This is a genomic window from Pseudomonas sp. G1002 (genome assembly GCF_013385455.1).
In the GTDB taxonomy this organism is placed as follows: Bacteria; Pseudomonadota; Gammaproteobacteria; order Pseudomonadales; family Pseudomonadaceae; genus Aquipseudomonas.
Genome location: NZ_JACAPY010000019.1, coordinates 59,295 through 79,496 on the forward strand (window position 1 = coordinate 59,295; position 20,202 = coordinate 79,496).

The window sequence follows — 20,202 nt, forward strand, 5'->3', positions numbered from 1 at the left end:
ATGGCCTTGCATGAGTTTCTTCGCGGCTACCGGGATTACCCGGACACCCAGGCCCTTGGCGCTGCGCTGAGGGCTTTGGTGGAGGAAGGCCTGGACCAGTTGCCCTTGCCGGGCAGCGGGCAAACGTTGGAACGCTTCAGCCGGCTGGCGCAAGTCGCCGGCCATGACCTGCGGTTGTGCAAATTGTTTGAAGGCCACACGGACGCCCTGGCGATCATCGCTGAACTCGACAGCCCCTTGCCGCCGGTTGGCAGCACGTGGGGCATGTGGGCGGCCGAACCGCCCACCGCCAAGGTGCGGATCCGGCGTGACGGCCAACGTGTGCGGCTGGAGGGCCGCAAGGCCTGGTGCTCGGGCGCGGCGGTGGTCAGCCACGGCTTGCTCACGGCGTGGGATGAAGAGGATCGCCAGCAACTGGTTGCAGTGCAAATGCACCAGCCCGGCGTAACCGTCACCGATGAGGGCTGGGCCGCCGTGGGCATGGCCGCTACGGGCAGCGTTGAAGTGCTTTTCCACGACGCCGTTGGCCTGGCCATCGGCAAGCCTGGGGACTATTTGGCGCGCCCGGGCTTCTGGCAAGGCGGCATCGGCATCGCCGCCTGCTGGTACGGCGCGGCACAACGCTTGGCGGAGGCCTTGCGCGAGCAGTGCGCAAAACGCCCGGAGCCCCACGCCCTGGCGCACCTTGGCAGCGTCGACAGTGCCTTGCACAGCGCGGCCTGTGTGCTGCGCGACAGCGCCACCCATATCGACCGGCAGCCCAAGGCAGATGCCCGGCTGTTGGCACAACAGGCACGGGCCTGTATCGAAGAAACCGTCGACCAGGTGATTCACCATGTCGGCCGAGCACTGGGCGCCGGGCCGTATTGCAAGGACCCGCATTTTGCCCAGTTGATGGCCGACTTGCCGGTGTACCTGCGGCAAAGTCACGCCGAGCGCGACCTGGCCGCCCTTGGTCAACAAGTCGCCGATGAGCGCCCAGGGAGATGGGAACTATGAAGATCAATCCAATCGTCGGCCAGGGCACGCCCTTGCATGTGTGGCAAAGCTCGTCGCGACTGGCCGAGCTGCCTTGCGTAGACATTGCCGAACTGGTGCCTGAAGGCAGCCGCGCCGTGATCATCGCGCCACACCCGGATGACGAAGTCCTAGGCTGCGGCGGCCTGCTGCAAGGCCTTGCCGCGCTGGATCGCCCTATCCTGCTGATCTCCGTCACCGACGGCAGCGCCAGTCATCCCGGCTCGCGCCGCTGGCCGGTGGAACGCCTGAGCGTGGTGCGGCCGCAAGAGTCGGCGCAGGCCCTGCACCGGTTGGGATTGCCGTTGCACAGCCTGAAATGGTTGCGGGCCGGGTTCAGCGACAGCCAGGTCGCCGCAGGTGAAGAAGACCTGAGCCGCTTCATCGAGCGTTACCTCAAGCCCGGCGACGTGGTCTTCACCACCTGGCGCGAAGACGGTCATTGCGACCACGAGGCCGTGGGCCGTGCCAGTGCCAAGGCGACCCGGGCGGTGGGCGCAACCTTGCTCGAGCTGCCCGTGTGGACCTGGCATTGGGCAACCCCGGAAGACAGCCAGGTGCCCTGGGATCGCGCTCGTAAAATCCCCCTGACACCTGAAGCCGTGGCCCGTAAACGGCACGCCATCCATGCCTTCGCCAGCCAGTTGGAAGGCGACCCGCAGATCGGCCTGCCGCCGGTGCTCGCGCCCTATGTGCTGGAGCGCCTGCTGCAACCTTTTGAAGTGGTGTTCGTATGAGTGTCGCCACGCCCTATTTCGACGAGCTGTTTGCCGGCAACGACGACCCTTGGGCCTTTCGGCAACGCTGGTATGAACAGCGCAAGCGAGCCCTGACCCTGGCGCTGCTGACCCGGCCGCGCTATGCCTCGATCTTTGAACCCGGCTGCGCCAATGGCGAACTGAGCTTCGAGCTGGCCCCGCGCTGTGACCGCCTGCTCTGCTGTGACACGGCGCAAGCGGCGGTCAGCCTGGCACAGGCGCGGCTGCGGGGTTTCAGCCATGCCACCGTGCAGCAGAGCCGCCTGCCGCAGCAATGGCCCAGCGAAACCTTCGAGCTGATCGTGCTCAGCGAGCTTTGCTACTACCTGGACCCGAAGGATTTCGATGGGCTGATCGATCGCGCGCTCGCCTCCCTGACGCCTGACGGACAAATCCTCGCCTGCCACTGGCGCCCGATCATCGAAGGCTGCCCGCAGACCGCCGAACAGGTGCATGTGCGCCTCGACCAGCGCCTGGGCATGCCACATCTGGCGCAACATCACGAAAGCGATTTTCTACTGGATTTGTGGAGCCGCGACGGCACCACGGTTGCGACCCTGGAGGGACTGCGATGATCGGCATCCTGATACCCGTGCATAACGAAGAAAAACTGCTGCCCGAATGCCTGAAAGCTGCGATGGTCGCCGCCAGTCATCCGGGCCTGCTGGGTGAAGATGTGCAGATTCTGACAGTGCTCGACAGCTGCAGCGACCGCAGCGCCATGATCGCCCGCGAATACCAGGTGCACAGCCTGGAAGTGCAGGCGCGAAACGTGGGCCACGTGCGCGGCGTGGGTGCGCGGCACCTGCTTAATAACGGCGCGCGCTGGATTTCCTGCACCGACGCCGACAGCCGCGTCGCTCCCGATTGGCTGGTGGCGCAACTGGCCCTGGGCGTGGATGCGGTGTGCGGCACGGTGACGGTGGACGCCTGGAGCGAGGGCTTCGACCCGGCGGCGCAGATCCGTTATCACCAGGCCTACACCGCCCGGGACGGGCATCGGCATATCCACGGCGCCAACCTGGGCGTCAGTGCCGGCGCCTACGTGCGGGCCGGCGGTTTCGAGCCCCTGCCCTGCCATGAAGACGTGGAGCTGGTGCGCCAGTTGGAGCGCTGCGGGGCTTCCATTGCCTGGAGCCACTCGCCCCAGGTGATTACCAGTGCCCGCCTGGATTGTCGCGCCCAGGGCGGCTTCGGTGATTACCTGAAGAGCCTGATGCAGGCCTCCTGAAAAAATTGCGACACCCGGCGGTGTTAAAGCGGCGATTCATAACTATCATCACTATTCCTTGCACGGCAATCCAGGGTTGGAACGCCGTCGCGCCGCGAGCGTGCAGTACCTGACGCTCGCGTACCACAAGAGCCGTCCCGTCAACGGGGTACGGCCTGCACCACCGATAAACAAGGACGTGACACCCATGAAGCCTGCACTGTTAAGTGACAACCGCCGGGGCCCCGCGCAAATCTGGAACAGCGCCCCGCAACTCGCGCAAATCCCTGCCATCAACCCCGCAACCCTGGTGCCCAAGGGCGCCCGCGTGGTGATCATCGCCCCGCATCCCGGCGATGAAGTGATCGCCTGCGGCGGTCTGCTGCAATTGCTCAGCACCCTTGAATACTCCCTGCAACTGATCTCCATCACCGACGGCAGCGCCAGCCATCCGGGGTCTACCGTGTGGCCGGCCAAACGCTTGAGCGTGGTGCGGCCCCAGGAAAGTGTCGAAGCCCTGCGCCGCCTGGGCGTGCCCCTGCACAGCCTGAAATGGATCCGCGGCGGTTTCGCCGACAACGCCCTGGCCGCGCGGGAACAGCAAATGAGCCAGTTCATTGCGCGCTACCTGCAACCCGGCGACGTGGTGTTCACCACCTGGCGCAACGACGGCAATGACGACCACGACGCCGTCGGCCGTGCCGCTGCCAAAGCCTGCGCAGTCAAGGGCGTGCGCTTGCACGAACTGCCGATCTGGGCGTGGCACTGGCCGCTTCGGGAAACCGCCGCCATCCCCTGGCAGCGCGCGCGCAAGGTGCGGCTCGACACCTGGAGCGTCGCCCGCAAGCTGCACGCCGCCCACGCCTATGCCAGCCAACTGGCAGGCGACCCGGAAATCGGCCTGGCGCCGATCCTGGCGCAGGTGCTGCTGGAGCGCATGCGCGAGCCCTATGAGATTGTATTTTTGTAGGCGCACCCACTCGTCTATACCTGTAACTTCTGACAGTAGCGAACGCTCTTTCTGTGTGGCTAGCTTGGAACACCGGCTTGCAGGGAGGGCGAATCATGAGCACGCGGTTTTCATCAGTGACGTATCTGAGCGTCTGCAGCGTGACGACGCTGTTGCTCAATTGGCCCCTCCCCGCGCACGCCGCCTGTACGCTGGTCATAACCGCAGGCAACGACACCACCCTGTGCAGCGATGGCAGTGCTGGCGCGCTGACGGATTTACAAGGAAGCAACATCCTTGAGTTCCCCGTCGGCGGCACCGGCATCATCGTCGGCAACGTGACTTATGGCGCGGGAGATGATCGGGTCACGATGGATTCCGGCGCGATCAACGGTGCGATCAATCAAGGTGACGGAAGAAATATTTTCCAGCTGTTCAATGGCAATATCTCCGGCACGGTGACGCAAGGCGCGGGCGGTGATATTGCGCAAATCAGCGGCGGCAGCTCCGGTGCAATCTCCCAGGGTGACGGGGTAGACCAGTACTTCCAGAGCGGTGGCACCGTCGCCTCACTGGCTCAGGGCGACGGCCGTGACGAGTTCACCATGAGCAGTGGCAGGATTGTCGGTGCTTTTGAAGATGGAGATGTAGCGCTGATGACCGGTGGCAGCATCGGGCGGGTCGACATGAAGCTCGACAACAACCTGTTTGACCTGCGGGGTGGAGCGATCATCGGCAACCTCGTTACTGGCTTCGGAAACGACACCATCCTGGTTTCCGGAGGAACGGTTGGTGGCAACATCAGCGTCAGCGGCGGCGACGACATCATCAACGTCAGCGGAGGGGAAATAAGTGGGCAGATCCTCGCCAGCTTTGGCAACGATGAGTTCACTTGGGAAGGCGGCGGTCTGATCCATAAGGAAATCCTCATGGGTGATGGCGCTGACAGGGGTTTCCTGCTCAACATGACCGAAACCACCCTGGCCTCCACACCACTTCTGGACGGTGGTTTGGGTAACGACACCCTGACCTTCGACAACACCCGATCCGCCACGCCAACCCGCTATGTCAACTGGGAAACCGTCAACCTGGACAACAATTCGCGCCTGACCCTGGGCGGCGACTTCAAGCTCGGTGACAGCGCTACAGCCACCGGTACCCTGAATATTTTTGGCAGTGCCGCCCTGCAGGTAACACAGGGCAGCATCAGCCCCTTCACGGCCGGGCAACCAGCCAACCTGAACAACGGCGGTCTGATCGACATGACCACCGGCAGCTCCAGCGCCACCGACAGCCTGACCGTCAACGGCAACTACACCGGCAATGGTGGCGAACTCGCGCTGCAATCGGTACTCGGCGCCGACGGCTCGGCCAGTGACAAGCTGGTAGTCAGCCAGGGCACGTTGCAAGGCGGCACCACCATCACCGTCACCAACCTTGCCGGCCCCGGCGCCATGACGCTGCAGAACGGCATCCAGGTGGTTGAAGCGCTTAACGGTGCCACGAGCAGCGACCTGGCGTTTACCCTGCGCGGTGGATCCGTTTCCGCAGGCGCCTATGAGTACTACCTGTTCAAAGGAGGCGTAACGCCGGGCACCGGGCAAAACTGGTTCCTGCGGTCCTCGGTGGTGGCGCCGCCGCTGCCCAACCCTGAGGATCCTGACGACCCAGTGGGCATTCTCCCCCCCGTCCCCGCCGACGGCACGCCGGACCTCCCGGGGATTTTCCCGGGAGAAGAACCCATACCCATCTATCGCCCGGAAGTCCCGGTATATGCCGTACTGTTTCCCGCCGTGCAGCAGATGGTCCAGGGCATGCTGGGCACCTACCACGAACGCACGGGCGATCAAAGCCTGCAACGTCAACCTGGCGCTTTAGCGGCCGGTTGGGGCCGGGTGTATGGCAGCAGCACGCGGCAATCATTCGCCGGCACCGTCAGCCCGTCGCTGGACAGCTCCCTGTCCGGTTTCCAGGTTGGCACTGACCTGTATGCCTGGACCAACGACGCTGGCCTGACCCAACGCTTCGGCTTCTTTGTCGGCCACAGCCGCCTGACCGGCAATGTGGCGGGCTTCAATGGCGGTTTTCAGGGCAAGGACGCCGGCAACACCACCCTGCGCGGCGACAGCCTGGGCGCGTATTGGACGCTCATCGGCGCCAACCGCGCCTATATCGATGTCGTGCTGATGGGTACACGGTTCGATGGCCACAGTGAATCCGACCGAGGCGTCAAACTCCCAACCAAGGGCCACAACGTGCTGGGGTCTGTGGAGGTGGGAATGCCGTTTGCGGTGTCTGAACAGTGGGAGGTTGAGCCGCAGGCACAGGTGATTGTCGATAGAAGCTATGTGGACAGCCAGAACGACGGAATCTCGGATGTCTCATTCCGCGCCGACACTAACGTCGTCACTCGTCTCGGTGTCCGCCTCAAGGGCAGCTACAGCGTGAGCGGCATGCCCCTGCTGCCTTATGTGCGTACCAACGTGTGGCACGCCAGCGCCGGGAATAACACCGTCACGTTCAATAACAGCACGGACATCAACACCGAACAGAAGTCCACCACGCTGGACGTCAGCACCGGGGCAACGCTGCAGGTATCGAGTACGGTCAGTGTGTATGGCGAGGTGGGGTACAACAGCAATCTGGACAGTAATCAGCTGAATGGGCGCAAAGGCACGATTGGCATAAGGGTCGACTTCTAAGCCACAACACATCCCCACTGTGGGAGCGGGCTTGCTCGCGAATGCAGTGTGTCAGCCAAAAAATCTGGCACTGGTACTGCGCATTCGCGAGCAAGCCCGCTCCCACATTTGATCCTCATCGGCTGGAAGTCAGGCGTCCGGTCGCAGGATCAGCACGCCCAATGGCGGCAGGTTCAACGACAGCGACAACGGCTGCCCATGCCTGGGCTCCTCCTCCGTAAACGCCCCGCCACCGTTGCCGAAGTTGGAACCGGCATAGGTGTCGGCATCGCTGTTGATCACCTCGCTCCAGCGCCCGGCAAACGGCACGCCGACCTTGTAGGCCTCACGCGGCACCGGCGTGAAGTTGGCCACCACCAGCACCGGCCTGCCATCCTTGCTCCAGCGCAACCAGGCGTAGACGCTGTTGATCGCGTCATCCCCAATCAACCACTGGAAGCCCTGTGGCGCGTCGTCCTGGTCATGCAGCGCCGGCTCTTCGCGGTACAGGCGGTTCAGGTCGCCCACCAGTTTCTGCACGCCCCTGTGTTCGGGGTATTGCAGCAGGTACCAGTCCAGTTGCTGATCGTGGTTCCACTCGCGCCATTGGCCGAACTCGCAGCCCATGAACAGCAGCTTCTTGCCCGGGTGCATCCACATGAAGCTCAGGTATGCCCGCAGGTTGGCAAATTTCTGCCAGCGGTCGCCGGGCATCTTGTCGATCAACGAGTGTTTGCCGTGCACCACTTCATCGTGGGAAATCGGCAGGATAAAACGCTCGGACCAGGCATACACCAGGCCGAAACTCAGCTCGTTGTGGTGATGGGCACGGTACACCGGGTCCTGCTGGATGTAGTGCAGCGAATCGTGCATCCAGCCCATGTTCCACTTGTAGTTGAAGCCCAGGCCGCCCTGTTGGGTCGGCTGGCTTACGCCCGGCCATGCGGTGGACTCCTCGGCGATCACCAGCGCGCCGGGAGCCTCAAGGGCAACGACATCGTTGAGGTGGCGCAGGAAGTCGATGGCCTCGAGGTTTTCCCGCCCGCCGTGGCGGTTGGGTACCCATTCACCGGCCTTGCGCGAATAGTCGCGGTACAGCATCGAGGCCACCGCATCCACCCGCAGGCCATCGATATGGAAATGCTTGAGCCAGTGCAACGCCGACGCCAGCATGAAGCCGTGGACTTCGGTGCGGCCGAGGTTGTAGATCAGGGTGTCCCAATCCTGGTGGAAGCCTTCCAGCGGGTTGGCGTATTCGTACAGCGCGGTGCCGTCGAATTGCGCCAGGCCGTGGGTATCGGTGGGGAAATGCGCCGGCACCCAATCCAGGATCACGCCGATGTCGGCCTGATGGCAGGCGTTGACGAAAAATGCGAAATCCTCCGGCGAGCCGAAACGTGCCGTCGGGGCAAATTGCGACAGCGCCTGATAACCCCATGAGCCGCCGAACGGGTGCTCCATGATCGGCATCAGTTCGATATGGGTGAAGCCCAACTGCTGTACATAAGGGATCAACCGCTCGGTCAGCTCGCGCCAACTGTACTGGCGGGACACCTCGCCGACTTCATCCAGCTCGCACTGCCAGGAACCGGCATGCAACTCGTAGATCGACAAGGGTGCGCTGGGCTTTTGTCGCTCGCTGCGCGATTGCATCCAGTCGTGGTCCTGCCAGTCGACCTGCAGCGGCGAAGCGACCTTGGACGCAGTATCCGGCGGCAACTGCGTGGCCAGGGCCATGGGGTCGGCCTTGAGCGGCAGAATCCCGTGGGCACCGAGGATTTCATACTTGTAGGCCGCGCCGGGCTGCAGGCGCGGGATGAAAATCTCCCACACACCGGACGGATGGCGCAGGCGCATCGGATGACGGCGCCCGTCCCAGATATTGAAGTCGCCCACCACCGAGACCCGGCGGGCATTCGGTGCCCATACCGCAAAACGCACGCCCTGGACCCCGTCGACGCTGGTCACTTGTGCCCCGAGGCAACTGCTCAGGTCGCGGTGATTGCCTTCGGCAAACAGGTACAGGTCCATCTCCCCCAGCAGCAGTTGCTGGAAGCTGTAAGGGTCTTCGGTGATCTGTTCGCCACCGGCCCACTGGATCTTCAGCAAGTACGCCTGACGGCTGCCGAAATGCCCGACAAACAAGCCCGGCACCTGGGTCGCATCGAGGCTGCCGATGTGCTCGCCGCTGTCGCGAGCCAGGACCTGGACACTCAGTGCTTCCGGCAGGAAGGCGCGAATGAACTGGCCGCCCTGCTCATCGTCATGGGGACCCAGGATCGAGAATGGATCATGGTGCTCGGCCCGCACCAGGGCTTCGATATCAGCAGGCTTGGGCATCACACTCAACTTTTCCTGCAGCGGTTCTTTGCTTGTAAAACTCATGACGTCTCCCCACCGCGTGCAGTTTTCGATATTGGTTTCAACCCGCTGAGCAGCCCGTGCAAACCTTGCAACGGCACCGGCAACCAGCTCGGGCGATTCTCTGCTTCGTAGGCCACTTCGTACGCGGCCTTCTCCAGGCTGAACAACGCCAGCGCTGCGTCCTGGCCTTTGGCATCCTGCCAGTCATGGGCCAGTGTAGTCGTGGCAGCGTGATAGGCCTGGATAAATGCCTGCCTGGCCTCATGCAAGTAGCGATCCGCCACACGTTGCCGGGACGCATTGGCCTCGGGCGACTGGTCGACGCCCTGCACATTCACCGCCATGGCCGCCGCGTAATCAAACGAGCGCAGCACCCCGCTCACATCCTTGTACGGGCTGTGTTTGCCGCGACGTTCAGGCAGCGGCCGCGCCGGTTCGCCCTCGAAGTCGATGAGGTAGGCATCGCCCTTGACCACCAGTACCTGGCCCAGGTGCAGGTCGCCGTGCACGCGAATGCGCAACCCGCCCACCGTGGCTTTCGCCAGGTCCTGAACGTGACTGGCGATGGCCTTTTTCTGCTCCAGTAAAGCACTGACCAACGCCTGATCGGCAGGGTTCAACTTGGTTTGATGCTGTTTGAGCAACTGCAAGGCGTGGTCGATTTGTGCGCCCACGTGCCTGGCCCAGCCCTGGCTGTCCTTGAGGGTTGTGACCTCGGGCTTGAACGCCTTGTTAGTGGTGGGCGCCGCCAGCACCAGGTGCATCTCGCCCAGGCGCTGGCCGAGCAAGCCGGCGAAATCCGCCAGCTCGCCGAGGGCGTTGTAGTGCTGTTCCTGCTCGGACATGGCTTCGGCCAGTTCGTCGCGAATCGCTCGCTCCAGGTTATTCTGGGTCCAGCCCCACGCGTCGCCCTGGTTGCTCAGGTAACCCTGGGCGATCATCAGCAGGTTGTCCTGGCCATCGGCATCGTGGCGGATCACCGAGCCCAACAGCGGCGAGATATGCTCGTAGCCGGCTTCGGTCAGGTAGGCGCCCATTTCCAGTTCCGGGTGAACCCCGGCGCTGACTTTTCGGATCAGCTTGAGCACCAGGCTGCCGCCCACCACCACGGAACTGTTGGACTGCTCCGCCGCGAGGTAGCGCACTTCCGACTCGTCGTTCAATTCCAGTTTGGCCAACTGCGCCGTGGGCTCGAAGCGAATCTCGCCATCGGTGGAGTCGAGGACGGTTTTGGCCTGCAGGCCTTGGATCACGCCGCGGATATAAGTGTCGAGGCTGAAGGCATCGGTCACCAAACCTACCTGACGCACTCGCCGTACACGGGCAAGCGCGAGTTGTTGCGGCAAGGCGCTGGTGAACTGGTCTTCGCCAAGGAAGCCGAACGGCAGTTGATAGCGGCTGACCTGGCCGGCGCTGGTGACTTCGATTTCACTGAGCAGCACCGGATGCTGCGGGTCGCCGAAGCGCACGCCATAAGCGATGTGCACGCTGTCGATTGCCGTATCCTTGCTGGCAAACCAGCGGCGCTTGGGCAGCCACGCCGGCAACGCATTCTGTTCCAGGGTGGTGCGGCACGGTGCTTCGAGCAATTCTTCCATGCGTTTCTTCAGCACCAGGGTGGTGAAGTCCGGGATGCTTTGTGCCGGTTCCACGTGCCAGCTTGGCATCTGGTTTTCCGCCGCCAGCACGAACCAATAGAAGCCATACGGCGCCAGGGTCAGCAGGAAGTTCAGCTGGCCAATGGGCGGGAAGGCATTGCCACCGAGCATCTCCACCGGAACCATGCCGGCAAACGCCGAGAGGTCCAGTTCTGCGGCCTGGGCACTGCGGGACACGTTGGCCACGCACAGGATGATTTCATTCTTGCCATCGGCGCCTGCGTATTCGCGGGTATACGCCAGGATGCGGCGGTTGCTGGGCGAGAGCATTTTCAGGCTGCCGCGACCGAACGCCTTGGACTGTTTACGCACCGCGAGCATGCGCCGCGTCCAGTTCAGCAACGAGTGCGGGTCCTGGGTCTGGGTTTCGACGTTGACCGACTGGTAGCCGTATTGCGGGTCCATGATCGGCGGCAATACCAGGCTGGCCGGGTCGGCGCGGGAGAAGCCGCCGTTGCGGTCGATGGACCATTGCATCGGCGTACGCACGCCGTCGCGGTCACCGAGGTAGATGTTGTCGCCCATGCCGATCTCATCGCCGTAGTACAGGGTCGGCGTGCCCGGCATCGACAGCAGCAGGCTGTTGAGCAGCTCGATGCGCCGGCGGTCGCGTTCCATCAGCGGCGCCAGGCGGCGGCGAATCCCCAGGTTGATACGTGCACGGCGGTCGGCAGCGTAATAGTTCCACAGGTAGTCGCGCTCTTTGTCGGTGACCATTTCCAGGGTCAGTTCATCGTGGTTGCGCAGGAAGATTGCCCATTGGCAATTGGCCGGGATCTCCGGGGTCTGGCGCAGGATGTCGGTGATCGGGAAACGGTCTTCCTGGGCCAGCGCCATGTACATGCGCGGCATCAGCGGGAAGTGGAACGCCATGTGGCACTCATCGCCGTCGTCGCCCTTTTTGTCCCCGAAGTACAACTGGGTGTCTTCCGGCCATTGGTTGGCTTCGGCCAGGAGCATGCGGTCGGGGTAGTTGGCGTCGATCTCGGCGCGGATCTGCTTGAGCACGTCGTGGGTTTCGGGGAGGTTTTCGTTGTTGGTGCCGTCGCGCTCGATCAGGTACGGAATGGCGTCCAGGCGCAGGCCGTCGATGCCCATGTCGAGCCAGTAGCGCATCACCGACAGGACGGCTTTCATGACCTGCGGGTTGTCGAAGTTGAGGTCCGGCTGGTGGGAGTAAAAGCGGTGCCAGAAGTATTGGCCGGCGACCGGGTCCCAGGTCCAGTTGGACTTTTCGGTGTCGAGGAAAATGATCCGGGTGCCGTCGTATTTCTGATCGTCATCGGACCATACGTAGAAATCCCGCGCCGCCGAGCCGGGCTTGGCCTTGCGGGCGCGCTGGAACCAGGGGTGCTGGTCGGAGGTGTGGTTGATCACCAGCTCGGTGATCACCCGCAGCCCGCGTTTATGGGCTTCGGCGATAAAGCGCTTGGCGTCGGCCATGGTCCCGTAGTCGCTGTGCACGCCGCGGTATTCGGCGATGTCGTAGCCATCGTCACGGCGTGGCGAGGGGTAGAACGGTAGTAGCCAGATGGTGTTCACACCAAGGTCGGCGATGTAGTCGAGCTTGGCGATCAGCCCGGGAAAATCACCGATGCCGTCGTTGTTGGAGTCGAAATAGGATTTGACGTGAACCTGATAAATCACCGCGTCTTTGTACCAGAGCGGATCTTTGATAAAGGTGGCAGCCTTGGGTTTCTTCGCCATTGGAAACTCCTGGAAAATTCGTGAGGGCCGCTGATCGTTCCCACGCTCTGCGTGGGAATGCCTGTTGCGACGCTCCGCGTCACGCTTGGGGGACGCAGAGCATCCGGGGCTGCATTCCCACGCGGAGCGTGGGAACGATCTCAACTTACGGTAATGCGCCAGATGCCAAACGGCTGATGCCACGGTTCGATGCGCATCCACTGGGTCTTGCCGTACCAGGTCCAGCGGTGGCCGGTCATCAGGTCTTCGCCCTGGGTCTGGGCATCGTCCGGCAAGCCCAGCTCCCACAGCGGCAACTCGAAATTGGCCTCCTGGGCGTTGAACGGGTCGAGACTCACGGCCACCAGGATAAAGTTGCTGCCATCCTCGCTGCGTTTGCCGAAGTACAGGATGTTGTCGTTCCACGCGTTGTAGAGTTTGAGCCCCAGGTGCGTCTGCAAGGCCGGGTTCTGCCGGCGGATGCGGTTGAGCTGGGCGATCTCGGCAATGATGTTGCCCGGCGCCGTGAAGTCTCGTGGGCGGATCTCGTACTTCTCCGAGTCCAGGTACTCTTCCTTGCCCGGCACCGGTGCCGCTTCGCACAGTTCAAAACCCGAGTACATGCCCCACAGGCCTGAGCCCATGGTGGCCAACGCGGCGCGGATCAAGAAGCCGGCGCGGCCGGATTCATGCAGGAAGCCGGGGTTGATGTCCGGGGTGTTGACGAAGAAGTTTGGCCGGAAGCACTCGCGCCACGGCGACTCGTTCAGTTCGCTCAGGTACTCGCTCAACTCGGCCTTGGTGTTGCGCCAGGTGAAGTAGGTGTAGCTCTGGGAGTAACCAACCTTGCCCAAGCGCGCCATCATCGCCGGGGTGGTGAAGGCTTCGGCGAGGAAGATCACTTCAGGGTATTTAGAACGCACATCGCTGATCAGCCATTGCCAGAACGGCAGCGGCTTGGTGTGGGGGTTGTCGACGCGAAAGGTCTTCACGCCCTCTTCCACCCAACCGACCACGATGTCGCGCAACTCGACCCACAGGCTGGGAATCGCGTCGGCCGCATAGAAGTCGACGTTGACGATGTCCTGGTATTTCTTCGGCGGGTTCTCGGCGTATTTGATCGTGCCGTCGGGCCGCCAGTTGAACCAGCCCGGATGCTGTTTGAGCCACGGGTGGTCCTGGGAGCACTGGATGGCAAAATCCAGGGCGATTTCCAGGCCATGGTCGGCGGCGGCCTTGACCAGGTTGCGGAAATCTTCACGGGTGCCCAACTGCGAATGGATCGCCTCGTGGCCGCCCTCTTCGCTGCCGATGGCATACGGGCTGCCCGGGTCGTCCGGCCCGGCGGTCAGGGAATTGTTCTTGCCCTTGCGGTGGCTGCGACCGATCGGATGGATCGGCGGGAAGTACAGCACGTCAAAGCCCATGTCGTGGATCATCGACAGCCGTGAGTGCACATCGTTGAATGTGCCATGGCGGGCGGGATCGTCGGTGATCGAGCGGGGAAACAACTCGTACCAGCTGGCAAATTGCGCAGCCTCGCGCTCTACATCAATCGGATACACCGGGCTGATGCTCAAATAGGCGCGGTGATCGGCCTGGGTCATCAGGTGTGCACTGTCTTCGTGCAGGAACAACGCGACCTGCTCGGTTTCCAGCAAACCGGAGAGTTCGTGGTGCAGCAACATCAAGCGGTCACGCAGCTCATTGTCACTGCGCTCGGCGGCTTGCAGGACCTGGCTGCGGCCTTCCTGCAACTCCAGGCTGACGGGCACCCCGGCCTCGTGTTTCTTGCTCAGTTCGTAGCGAAAGCTGGCAAACGTGTCGATCCAGGCTTCGATGCAATACTCATGCGGGCCCTGGGCGGTCACGGTGAATGCGCCTTCCCAGCCGTTGTTGCCGACATCGGTCATCACCACGCTGTGCCAGCTTTCTTCACTGCGCGGGCGCCAGCGGATCATCACCGCAAGCTTGTCGTGGCCATCAGCGAACACCTTGCTGGCAACCTGCACGCGCTGGCCAACCACAGCCTTGACCGCGAACTCGCCGCCATCGATCACCGGGGTCGTGCTTTCAATCGCGATCCTTGGCAGCAACAGTGCCTGGGACAGCGGTAATGTGGAGGTTGAATCGTCTTGAGTCAGTGTTTCAGCAGTCATCGAGCATCTCCCCTTAACGCCCAGTGGACGCTCTTGTGCTTGATTCAAATTCTGAAACGACGCCACTCTCCCTGAGCAGGGCCGTCTAGGTTCCGAGCATGCCGACGAGTGAAAAGTTCAGGCGGATATCCCGCCATCGGGCGGGGAATCAAATCCACCACGCGATTGTCCACCGATAGAGCAAAGCACAAAGGAGGCCACACCGATGAATATCCCTATTCCGGCTGAAACGCCTGATCCCAATATAGATAAGCCCACATTACCGCCGACCGAACCCGACCCGGTTCCCGAGCAGGAACCGCCAGGCACACAGCCACCACCGGTGGAGGAACCACCGACGACGATGCCGCCGGTGATTGTCTGAAGAGACCGATCACAGGAAGTAAAAAGCGGAAGCTTCAGGCTTCCGCGTTTACTTGAATCTATAAGGTGCAACTTCATTCACAAAAAATTATAAAGAACTGTCAAAACCGACAGTATCAGCCGAGACGAACGCCGCCCATGATCAAAGTGCGCGACGCGCGAACAACAGAACAATAAAACCTCTCGGAGAAACCTCATGAAAAGAACAGCCGCCTACCTGCTGCTTTCCCTTTGCACCTTGACCGCCTGCACCACCGAACCCTCCGGCCCGCTCGATACGGAAATCGCAAGCAAATTAAACAACCGCTACCAGGACACCGCTGCTCAGTGTGCCGAAGGCGTGGCCCTGTATCACTGCAATGGGGTGCTTATTCGCGTCACTGACAGCCTCATAGCATCGCCCGGCGAGCTTGAGCGCAATGCCGCCGCATTCTCTTACCTGCGAGCCGACCTGGGCATCAGGAAGCTGTTTGCACGGGACGCTGGCGTAATAATGTCGGCATTGCCCTCCACCGCAGCGGGCCCAATCAGCGTGCGCTGCTCTTTTCCCACCAATGGTGCGACAGGTGACCGCCCGGATGGATGCGGCGAAACTTCCAGGGAGCTGCCAGGCTACCAGCGTGAATGGAGCCGGCACTGCGATGAGCAAGGCGTGGTGGATGGCCCCACCTGGCTGGCCCACTTCAACAAAGTCAAACCGGCTTATTTTTTTATGTGTGCGTTTCGTGGATCGGCGCAGCAGTTTTCTCTAAGCATCACTGTCAGAAAACTGATGCCGGCAAACTATATTGAAGATTGGAATGAAGTCGTCACCTCAGCCTGGACAGTGTCCGAGATTGATAAAGTCCCCTTCCAGGCTTTCTTCTATAACGCTGCCAACTTGCCAGGAAGAGATGCGGCCAAGAAACTTCAGCGCGAGTATTACGGCTATACGCAGCGCCTGCTTCCGGTGGTTCGTGTTGACTTGCTCGCTCAAGACCAACGCATATTCGCGTATCACAAAGAAGATCAAATCACCATTCCGGTACAGTGATCAGTCCAGCAGGAGCGTGAAGTTGCACACGCCTCGATATCACGCTGTCAGCCCATTCACGCGCGACCTGATGAAAAATACGGCGACTAATTCTTTTCCAATAGCCTGACGATTCTTGGCATCACACTGAACACCGCCAAAGCCAACAACGTGCTGAGTACCGCCGTGGATTCCCGCCCCATTCCCGCCGCCACCCCAATGGCGGCGGTCATCCACAAGCCGGCGGCGGTGGTCAGCCCTTTGACGTGCTGACCCTCTTCGTCTTCCTTGCCCTTGAGGATGGTGCCAGCACCAAGAAAGCCGATGCCCGCGATCACGCCCTGCAGCACACGGCTCATGGCGTCTGCCTGGGAGCCGGACATGCTCGGCACCAACACGAACAGCGCGGCGCCCAGGGCCACGAGCATGTGGGTGCGTACCCCGGCGGCCTTGCCTTTCTGTTCGCGCTCGTAACCCAGGATCCCGCCCAATATCGCGGCAATCAGCAGCCGAATGGTGATTTGCGTGAGTTGCCGGGCATCGCCGATATCGGCAAATTCCGCTTGCAGGGTTACCCAGACTTCATGCCACCAGGCGTCCATGGACGTTTCCTTGTTGGGGGTCGATAGAACATGGACAGCATCGACCGTCAGTCAGTTGCGCAGAACCATTGCCTGCGCATCCCACCCTAATCAGTAATAGCCCACAAAAAGGAGATCGATATGCCCGTACGTATCGAAGGTCAGCAATGTTTCTTCACCGTCGATGTGGACGGCCACGAGAAACAACTGGAAGCCACCCATGTCACGGTCGAAACCGACAGCGAGAAATCCATGTCGTTCGTGAAGCTGAACGGTGACCGCACCTATATCACCGAAGCCGAAGCCGACGCATTGACCGTAGCGGGTGCCAAAGACGGCCGTAAGCACTTGAAAGCTACCGACGGTGATTCGGTGATTTGATTGACCTGGATCAGCCCCGCCTCAAAAGCGCTGCACCCCGCGCACCACCGGGTGCAGCACATTGTCGCAGGCATGCACGGGCGGCCCATCTGATCCGCTTTTTATCGCCATACCTGAGTCTGTTATGCAAACAGAGCGCCGGTCATAGTTCATCTGCCTGATGGAGGCTGATGAGCGAAAGACCATGAGCGATAGAATCCCCGTCCGAACCGTAGAAGTGTTTGAGCCTGCACATCCAAAGAAGATGAAGGCCAAATCCAGCGACAACCTGATTCACACCCGCAGTTTTACCGGCCTATTCCGTACCTTGCGCGTGGCAGGCGCAGGCTTTCTGTTCCTGGCATTTTTCGGCACCGTGTGGCTGAACTGGGGCGGACGGCAGGCGGTGTTATGGGACCTGGCTGAAAGCAAATTCCACATCTTCGGTGCCACGTTCTGGCCCCAGGATTTCATCCTGCTGTCAGCGCTGTTGATCATCTGCGCGTTCGGCCTGTTCGCCATCACCGTATTCGCAGGGCGTGTGTGGTGTGGCTATACCTGCCCGCAAAGCTCGTTTACCTGGTTGTTCATGTGGTGCGAAAAGGTCACTGAAGGCGAGCGAAACCAACGCATCAAGCTGCAAGCTGCGCCCTGGAGCCTGGACAAGCTGGCGCGGCGCTCGGCCAAGCACACGCTGTGGCTGGGGATCAGCGTGCTGACCGGGCTGACATTTGTCGGCTACTTCACGCCGATCCGGCCGCTGGCCGAGGAGCTGCTGACCTGGCAGATGGGTGGCGTAAGCCTGTTCTGGGTGCTGTTCTTCACCGGCGCCACCTACATCAACGCCGGCTGGCTGCGTGAAGCGGTGTGCATGCACATGTGCCCGTATGCGCGGTTCCAGAGTGTGATGTTCGACAAGGACACCCTGACCATTTCCTACGACGTAGCCCGCGGCGAGAACCGTGGCCCGCGCAAACGAGACGTGCAACCGGCGGACGTCGGCCTGGGTGATTGCATCGACTGCCAGCTGTGCGTGCAGGTATGCCCCACCGGCATCGACATCCGTGACGGCCTGCAAATGGAATGCATCGGCTGCGCCGCGTGTATCGATGCCTGTGATTCGATCATGGATAAAATGGGCTATGCCCGCGGCCTGGTCAGCTACACCTCGGAGCATCAGTTGCAAGGTGGCAAGACCCATCTGCTCAGGCCACGCCTGATCGGCTACAGTGCCGTGCTGCTGGTGATGATCGGCGCGCTGGTGGTGGCGCTGGTGGAACGCCCGATGGTGTCGCTGGACGTGACCAAGGACCGGGGGATGTTCCGCGAGAACAGTGACGGCTTCATCGAGAACATCTACAGCCTCAAGGTCATCAACAAGACCCAGCAGCGCCAGGATTACCGCCTGGAGCTGATGGACGGCGACGGCTTCCAGCTGCAGGGCAAGACCGAGATCAGCCTGGCACCAGGTGAGATTACCGATGTGCCGGTGTCGGTGGCGATGACCGCAGAGAAGCCGGCCAGCAGTTCGCAGACGATCCGCTTCAAGGTCTCGGATGTGGATGAGCCGTGGATTTACAGCGCGGCGGACAGCCGGTTTGTGGCGCCATTGAATCGCTGAGCCCAGCTTTCAGCAACACTGGAGATCAAAATGTGGGAGCGGGCTTGCTCGCGAAAGCGGTGTGCCAGTCAATGGATACATCAACTGAAAGATTGCTTTCGCGAGCAAGCCCGCTCCCACCGTTTGATCTGTGTTCAATCAGCAAAATCTGTTCAAAGCACTGAGCCCCAATGAAACGCTACGAAAAATTCGCCGACGACATCGCAGAACTGATCCGCTCCGGCGTGCTCGGGCCCGGCCAGCGCGTGCCTTCGGTGCGTTATGCCAGCCAGACCTACGGTGTCAGCCCGTCCACGGTGTTCCAGGCGTACTACCTGCTGGAGCGACGCGGGCTGATCCGCGCCCGGCCGCGCTCCGGGTACTTCGTCAACACCCATGCGCCCAGCCCGTTTTCCGAGCCGGTGGTGAGTGCCCATGTGCACGAGTCCACCGAGGTGGACGTCAGCGAATTGGTGTTCTCGGTGCTCGATTCCATCAAGGACCCGCAAACCGTGCCCTTCGGCTCGGCCTTCCCCAGCCCGACGCTGTTCCCGCTGCAACGCCTGGCCCGTTCCCTGGCCAGCGCCAGCCGGGAAATGGACCCGCGCATGGTGGTCACCGACATGTCGCCGGGCAACCCGCAACTGCGCCGGCAAATTGCCTTGCGCTACATGGTGGGCGGGCTGATGCTGCCCATGGAAGAACTGTTGATCACCAACGGCGCCCTTGAAGCACTGAACCTGTGCCTGCAAGCCGTGACCGAGCCGGGCGACCTGGTGGCCATCGAAGCACCGGCGTTCTACGCCAGCCTGCAAATCCTCGAGCGCCTGAAACTCAAGGCGGTGGAAATCCCCGTACACCCACGCGATGGCATCGACCTCAAGGTGCTGGCGCAAAGCCTGGAGCGTTACCCGATCAAGGCCTGCTGGTGCATGACCAGTTTCCAGAACCCGATGGGCGCAACCATGCCCGAGGCCCGGAAACAGGAACTGGTGGAGTTACTGCGCAGCCACCAGGTGCCGCTGATCGAAGACGACGTGTACGCCGAGTTGTACTACGGTCAACAGGCGCCCAAACCGGCGAAGGCGTTCGACACCGAAGGCCTGGTGATGCATTGCGGCTCGTTCGCCAAGAGCCTGGCTCCGGGCTACCGCATCGGCTGGGTCGCCGCCGGACGTTATGCGCAGAAGATCGAGCGGCTGAAATTGATGACGTCGCTGTGTGCCTCGATGCCCGCCCAGGCGGCGATTGCCGATTACCTGCAACACGGCGGGTACGACCGGCACCTGCGTAAATTGCGTTACGCGCTGGAAGAACAGCAAAGCGCCATGCTCGCCGCCATCGCGCGCTATTTCCCGGCGCAGACACGGGTCAGCCAGCCTGCCGGCGGGTACTTCCTGTGGCTGGAATTGCCGGAACAAACCGACTCGTTGAAGTTGTTCCAGATGGCGCTGGCCCAGGGCATCAGCATCGCACCGGGACCGATCTTCTCGCCGACACAGCGCTTCAGGAACTGCATTCGCTTGAACTACGGCAGCCCGTGGGATGAGTCGTGTGAGAAGGCGATGGAGACGCTGGGGAAGATTGTGCGGTCGTTTTAACCTACGGATGGGAACCGTAGCCGGGCTAAGAACCACACAGGAGTGCGCTATTTCTTACGATAGAAAGAGCGCATTCACTTGGTTCACATCAGAGATGCCTTATGACTATTTCTTCAGCTGCCGGCCTGCGACCCCTTCCCGTTCCTCCCCACTATACGCGTGCCGCAGAGCAGCAACAGGTGCGCGAAATGACAGGCGCTACC

General features: G+C 61.7%; 15 protein-coding genes. 11 read left to right on the plus strand and 4 right to left on the minus strand.

Going from position 1 to position 20,202, the window contains the following annotated elements:
* The 6 genes from HX801_RS09465 to HX801_RS09490 all read left to right on the plus strand — a co-directional run bounded on the left by HX801_RS09465 (position 1) and on the right by HX801_RS09490 (position 6,636).
* Entirely contained in the window at positions 1-999 is a 999-nt protein-coding gene (locus tag HX801_RS09465; RefSeq protein WP_102368888.1) for an acyl-CoA dehydrogenase family protein, read from the plus strand.
* The gene (locus tag HX801_RS09470; protein WP_003207531.1) at positions 996-1,754 is read left to right on the plus strand and encodes a PIG-L deacetylase family protein; all 759 of its coding nucleotides are present in this window, start codon (positions 996-998) and stop codon (positions 1,752-1,754) included. Before HX801_RS09465 ends, HX801_RS09470 begins: the two co-directional genes overlap by 4 nt.
* Positions 1,751-2,350, plus strand: a complete 600-nt coding sequence (locus HX801_RS09475; RefSeq protein ID WP_177021957.1) for an SAM-dependent methyltransferase — start codon at positions 1,751-1,753, stop codon at positions 2,348-2,350. The genes HX801_RS09470 and HX801_RS09475 overlap by 4 nt, the downstream gene beginning before the upstream one ends.
* Positions 2,347-3,006 carry a glycosyltransferase family 2 protein gene (locus HX801_RS09480; RefSeq protein WP_177021958.1) on the plus strand — a complete coding sequence of 220 codons (660 nt, stop codon included), beginning with the start codon at positions 2,347-2,349 and terminating at the stop codon, positions 3,004-3,006. Before HX801_RS09475 ends, HX801_RS09480 begins: the two co-directional genes overlap by 4 nt.
* 187 nt (positions 3,007-3,193) lie before the next feature.
* Complete coding sequence (locus HX801_RS09485) at positions 3,194-3,955, plus strand: PIG-L deacetylase family protein (protein ID WP_087692380.1); 762 nt, start codon at positions 3,194-3,196, stop codon at positions 3,953-3,955.
* A gap of 95 nt (positions 3,956-4,050) precedes the next feature.
* Complete coding sequence (locus HX801_RS09490; protein WP_177021959.1) at positions 4,051-6,636, plus strand: autotransporter outer membrane beta-barrel domain-containing protein; 2,586 nt, start codon at positions 4,051-4,053, stop codon at positions 6,634-6,636.
* 129 nt (positions 6,637-6,765) lie between these two features.
* Here the strand turns inward: HX801_RS09490 and glgB are convergent, their stop codons facing one another.
* From glgB to HX801_RS09505, 3 genes are all read right to left on the minus strand, one after another.
* Complete coding sequence (gene glgB, locus HX801_RS09495) at positions 6,766-9,000, minus strand: 1,4-alpha-glucan branching protein GlgB (protein ID WP_003207521.1); 2,235 nt, start codon at positions 8,998-9,000, stop codon at positions 6,766-6,768.
* Positions 8,997-12,344 (minus strand): maltose alpha-D-glucosyltransferase, encoded by a 3,348-nt coding sequence (treS, locus tag HX801_RS09500; protein ID WP_008435160.1) that lies wholly within the window; start codon positions 12,342-12,344, stop codon positions 8,997-8,999. Before treS ends, glgB begins: the two co-directional genes overlap by 4 nt.
* Positions 12,345-12,484: 140 nt before the next feature.
* Complete coding sequence (locus tag HX801_RS09505) at positions 12,485-14,482, minus strand: alpha-1,4-glucan--maltose-1-phosphate maltosyltransferase (RefSeq protein ID WP_102605565.1); 1,998 nt, start codon at positions 14,480-14,482, stop codon at positions 12,485-12,487.
* Between the two features lie 205 nt (positions 14,483-14,687).
* Between HX801_RS09505 and HX801_RS09510 the strand changes: the two genes are divergently transcribed.
* Complete coding sequence (locus HX801_RS09510; RefSeq protein WP_166742161.1) at positions 14,688-14,846, plus strand: hypothetical protein; 159 nt, start codon at positions 14,688-14,690, stop codon at positions 14,844-14,846.
* 195 nt (positions 14,847-15,041) lie between these two features.
* Complete coding sequence (locus tag HX801_RS09515; protein WP_177021960.1) at positions 15,042-15,878, plus strand: hypothetical protein; 837 nt, start codon at positions 15,042-15,044, stop codon at positions 15,876-15,878.
* 86 nt (positions 15,879-15,964) lie between these two features.
* Here HX801_RS09515 and HX801_RS09520 read toward each other — a convergent pair whose 3' ends face one another.
* Positions 15,965-16,459: an MgtC/SapB family protein gene (locus HX801_RS09520; protein WP_008435167.1), complete on the minus strand. Its 495-nt coding sequence runs from the start codon at positions 16,457-16,459 to the stop codon at positions 15,965-15,967.
* Positions 16,460-16,579: 120 nt separating this feature from the next.
* On the opposite strand from HX801_RS09520, the gene HX801_RS09525 reads away from it, so the two are divergent.
* The 3 genes from HX801_RS09525 to mapR all read left to right on the plus strand — a co-directional run bounded on the left by HX801_RS09525 (position 16,580) and on the right by mapR (position 19,999).
* Positions 16,580-16,819 carry a DUF3203 family protein gene (locus tag HX801_RS09525; RefSeq protein WP_003207514.1) on the plus strand — a complete coding sequence of 80 codons (240 nt, stop codon included), beginning with the start codon at positions 16,580-16,582 and terminating at the stop codon, positions 16,817-16,819.
* Between the two features lie 184 nt (positions 16,820-17,003).
* Positions 17,004-18,419 carry a cytochrome c oxidase accessory protein CcoG gene (gene ccoG, locus HX801_RS09530; protein ID WP_177021961.1) on the plus strand — a complete coding sequence of 472 codons (1,416 nt, stop codon included), beginning with the start codon at positions 17,004-17,006 and terminating at the stop codon, positions 18,417-18,419.
* A 170-nt stretch (positions 18,420-18,589) separates the two neighbouring features.
* Positions 18,590-19,999 (plus strand): GntR family transcriptional regulator MpaR, encoded by a 1,410-nt coding sequence (gene mapR / locus HX801_RS09535; RefSeq protein WP_003207510.1) that lies wholly within the window; start codon positions 18,590-18,592, stop codon positions 19,997-19,999.
* The last annotated feature ends 203 nt before the right edge of the window (positions 20,000-20,202 follow it).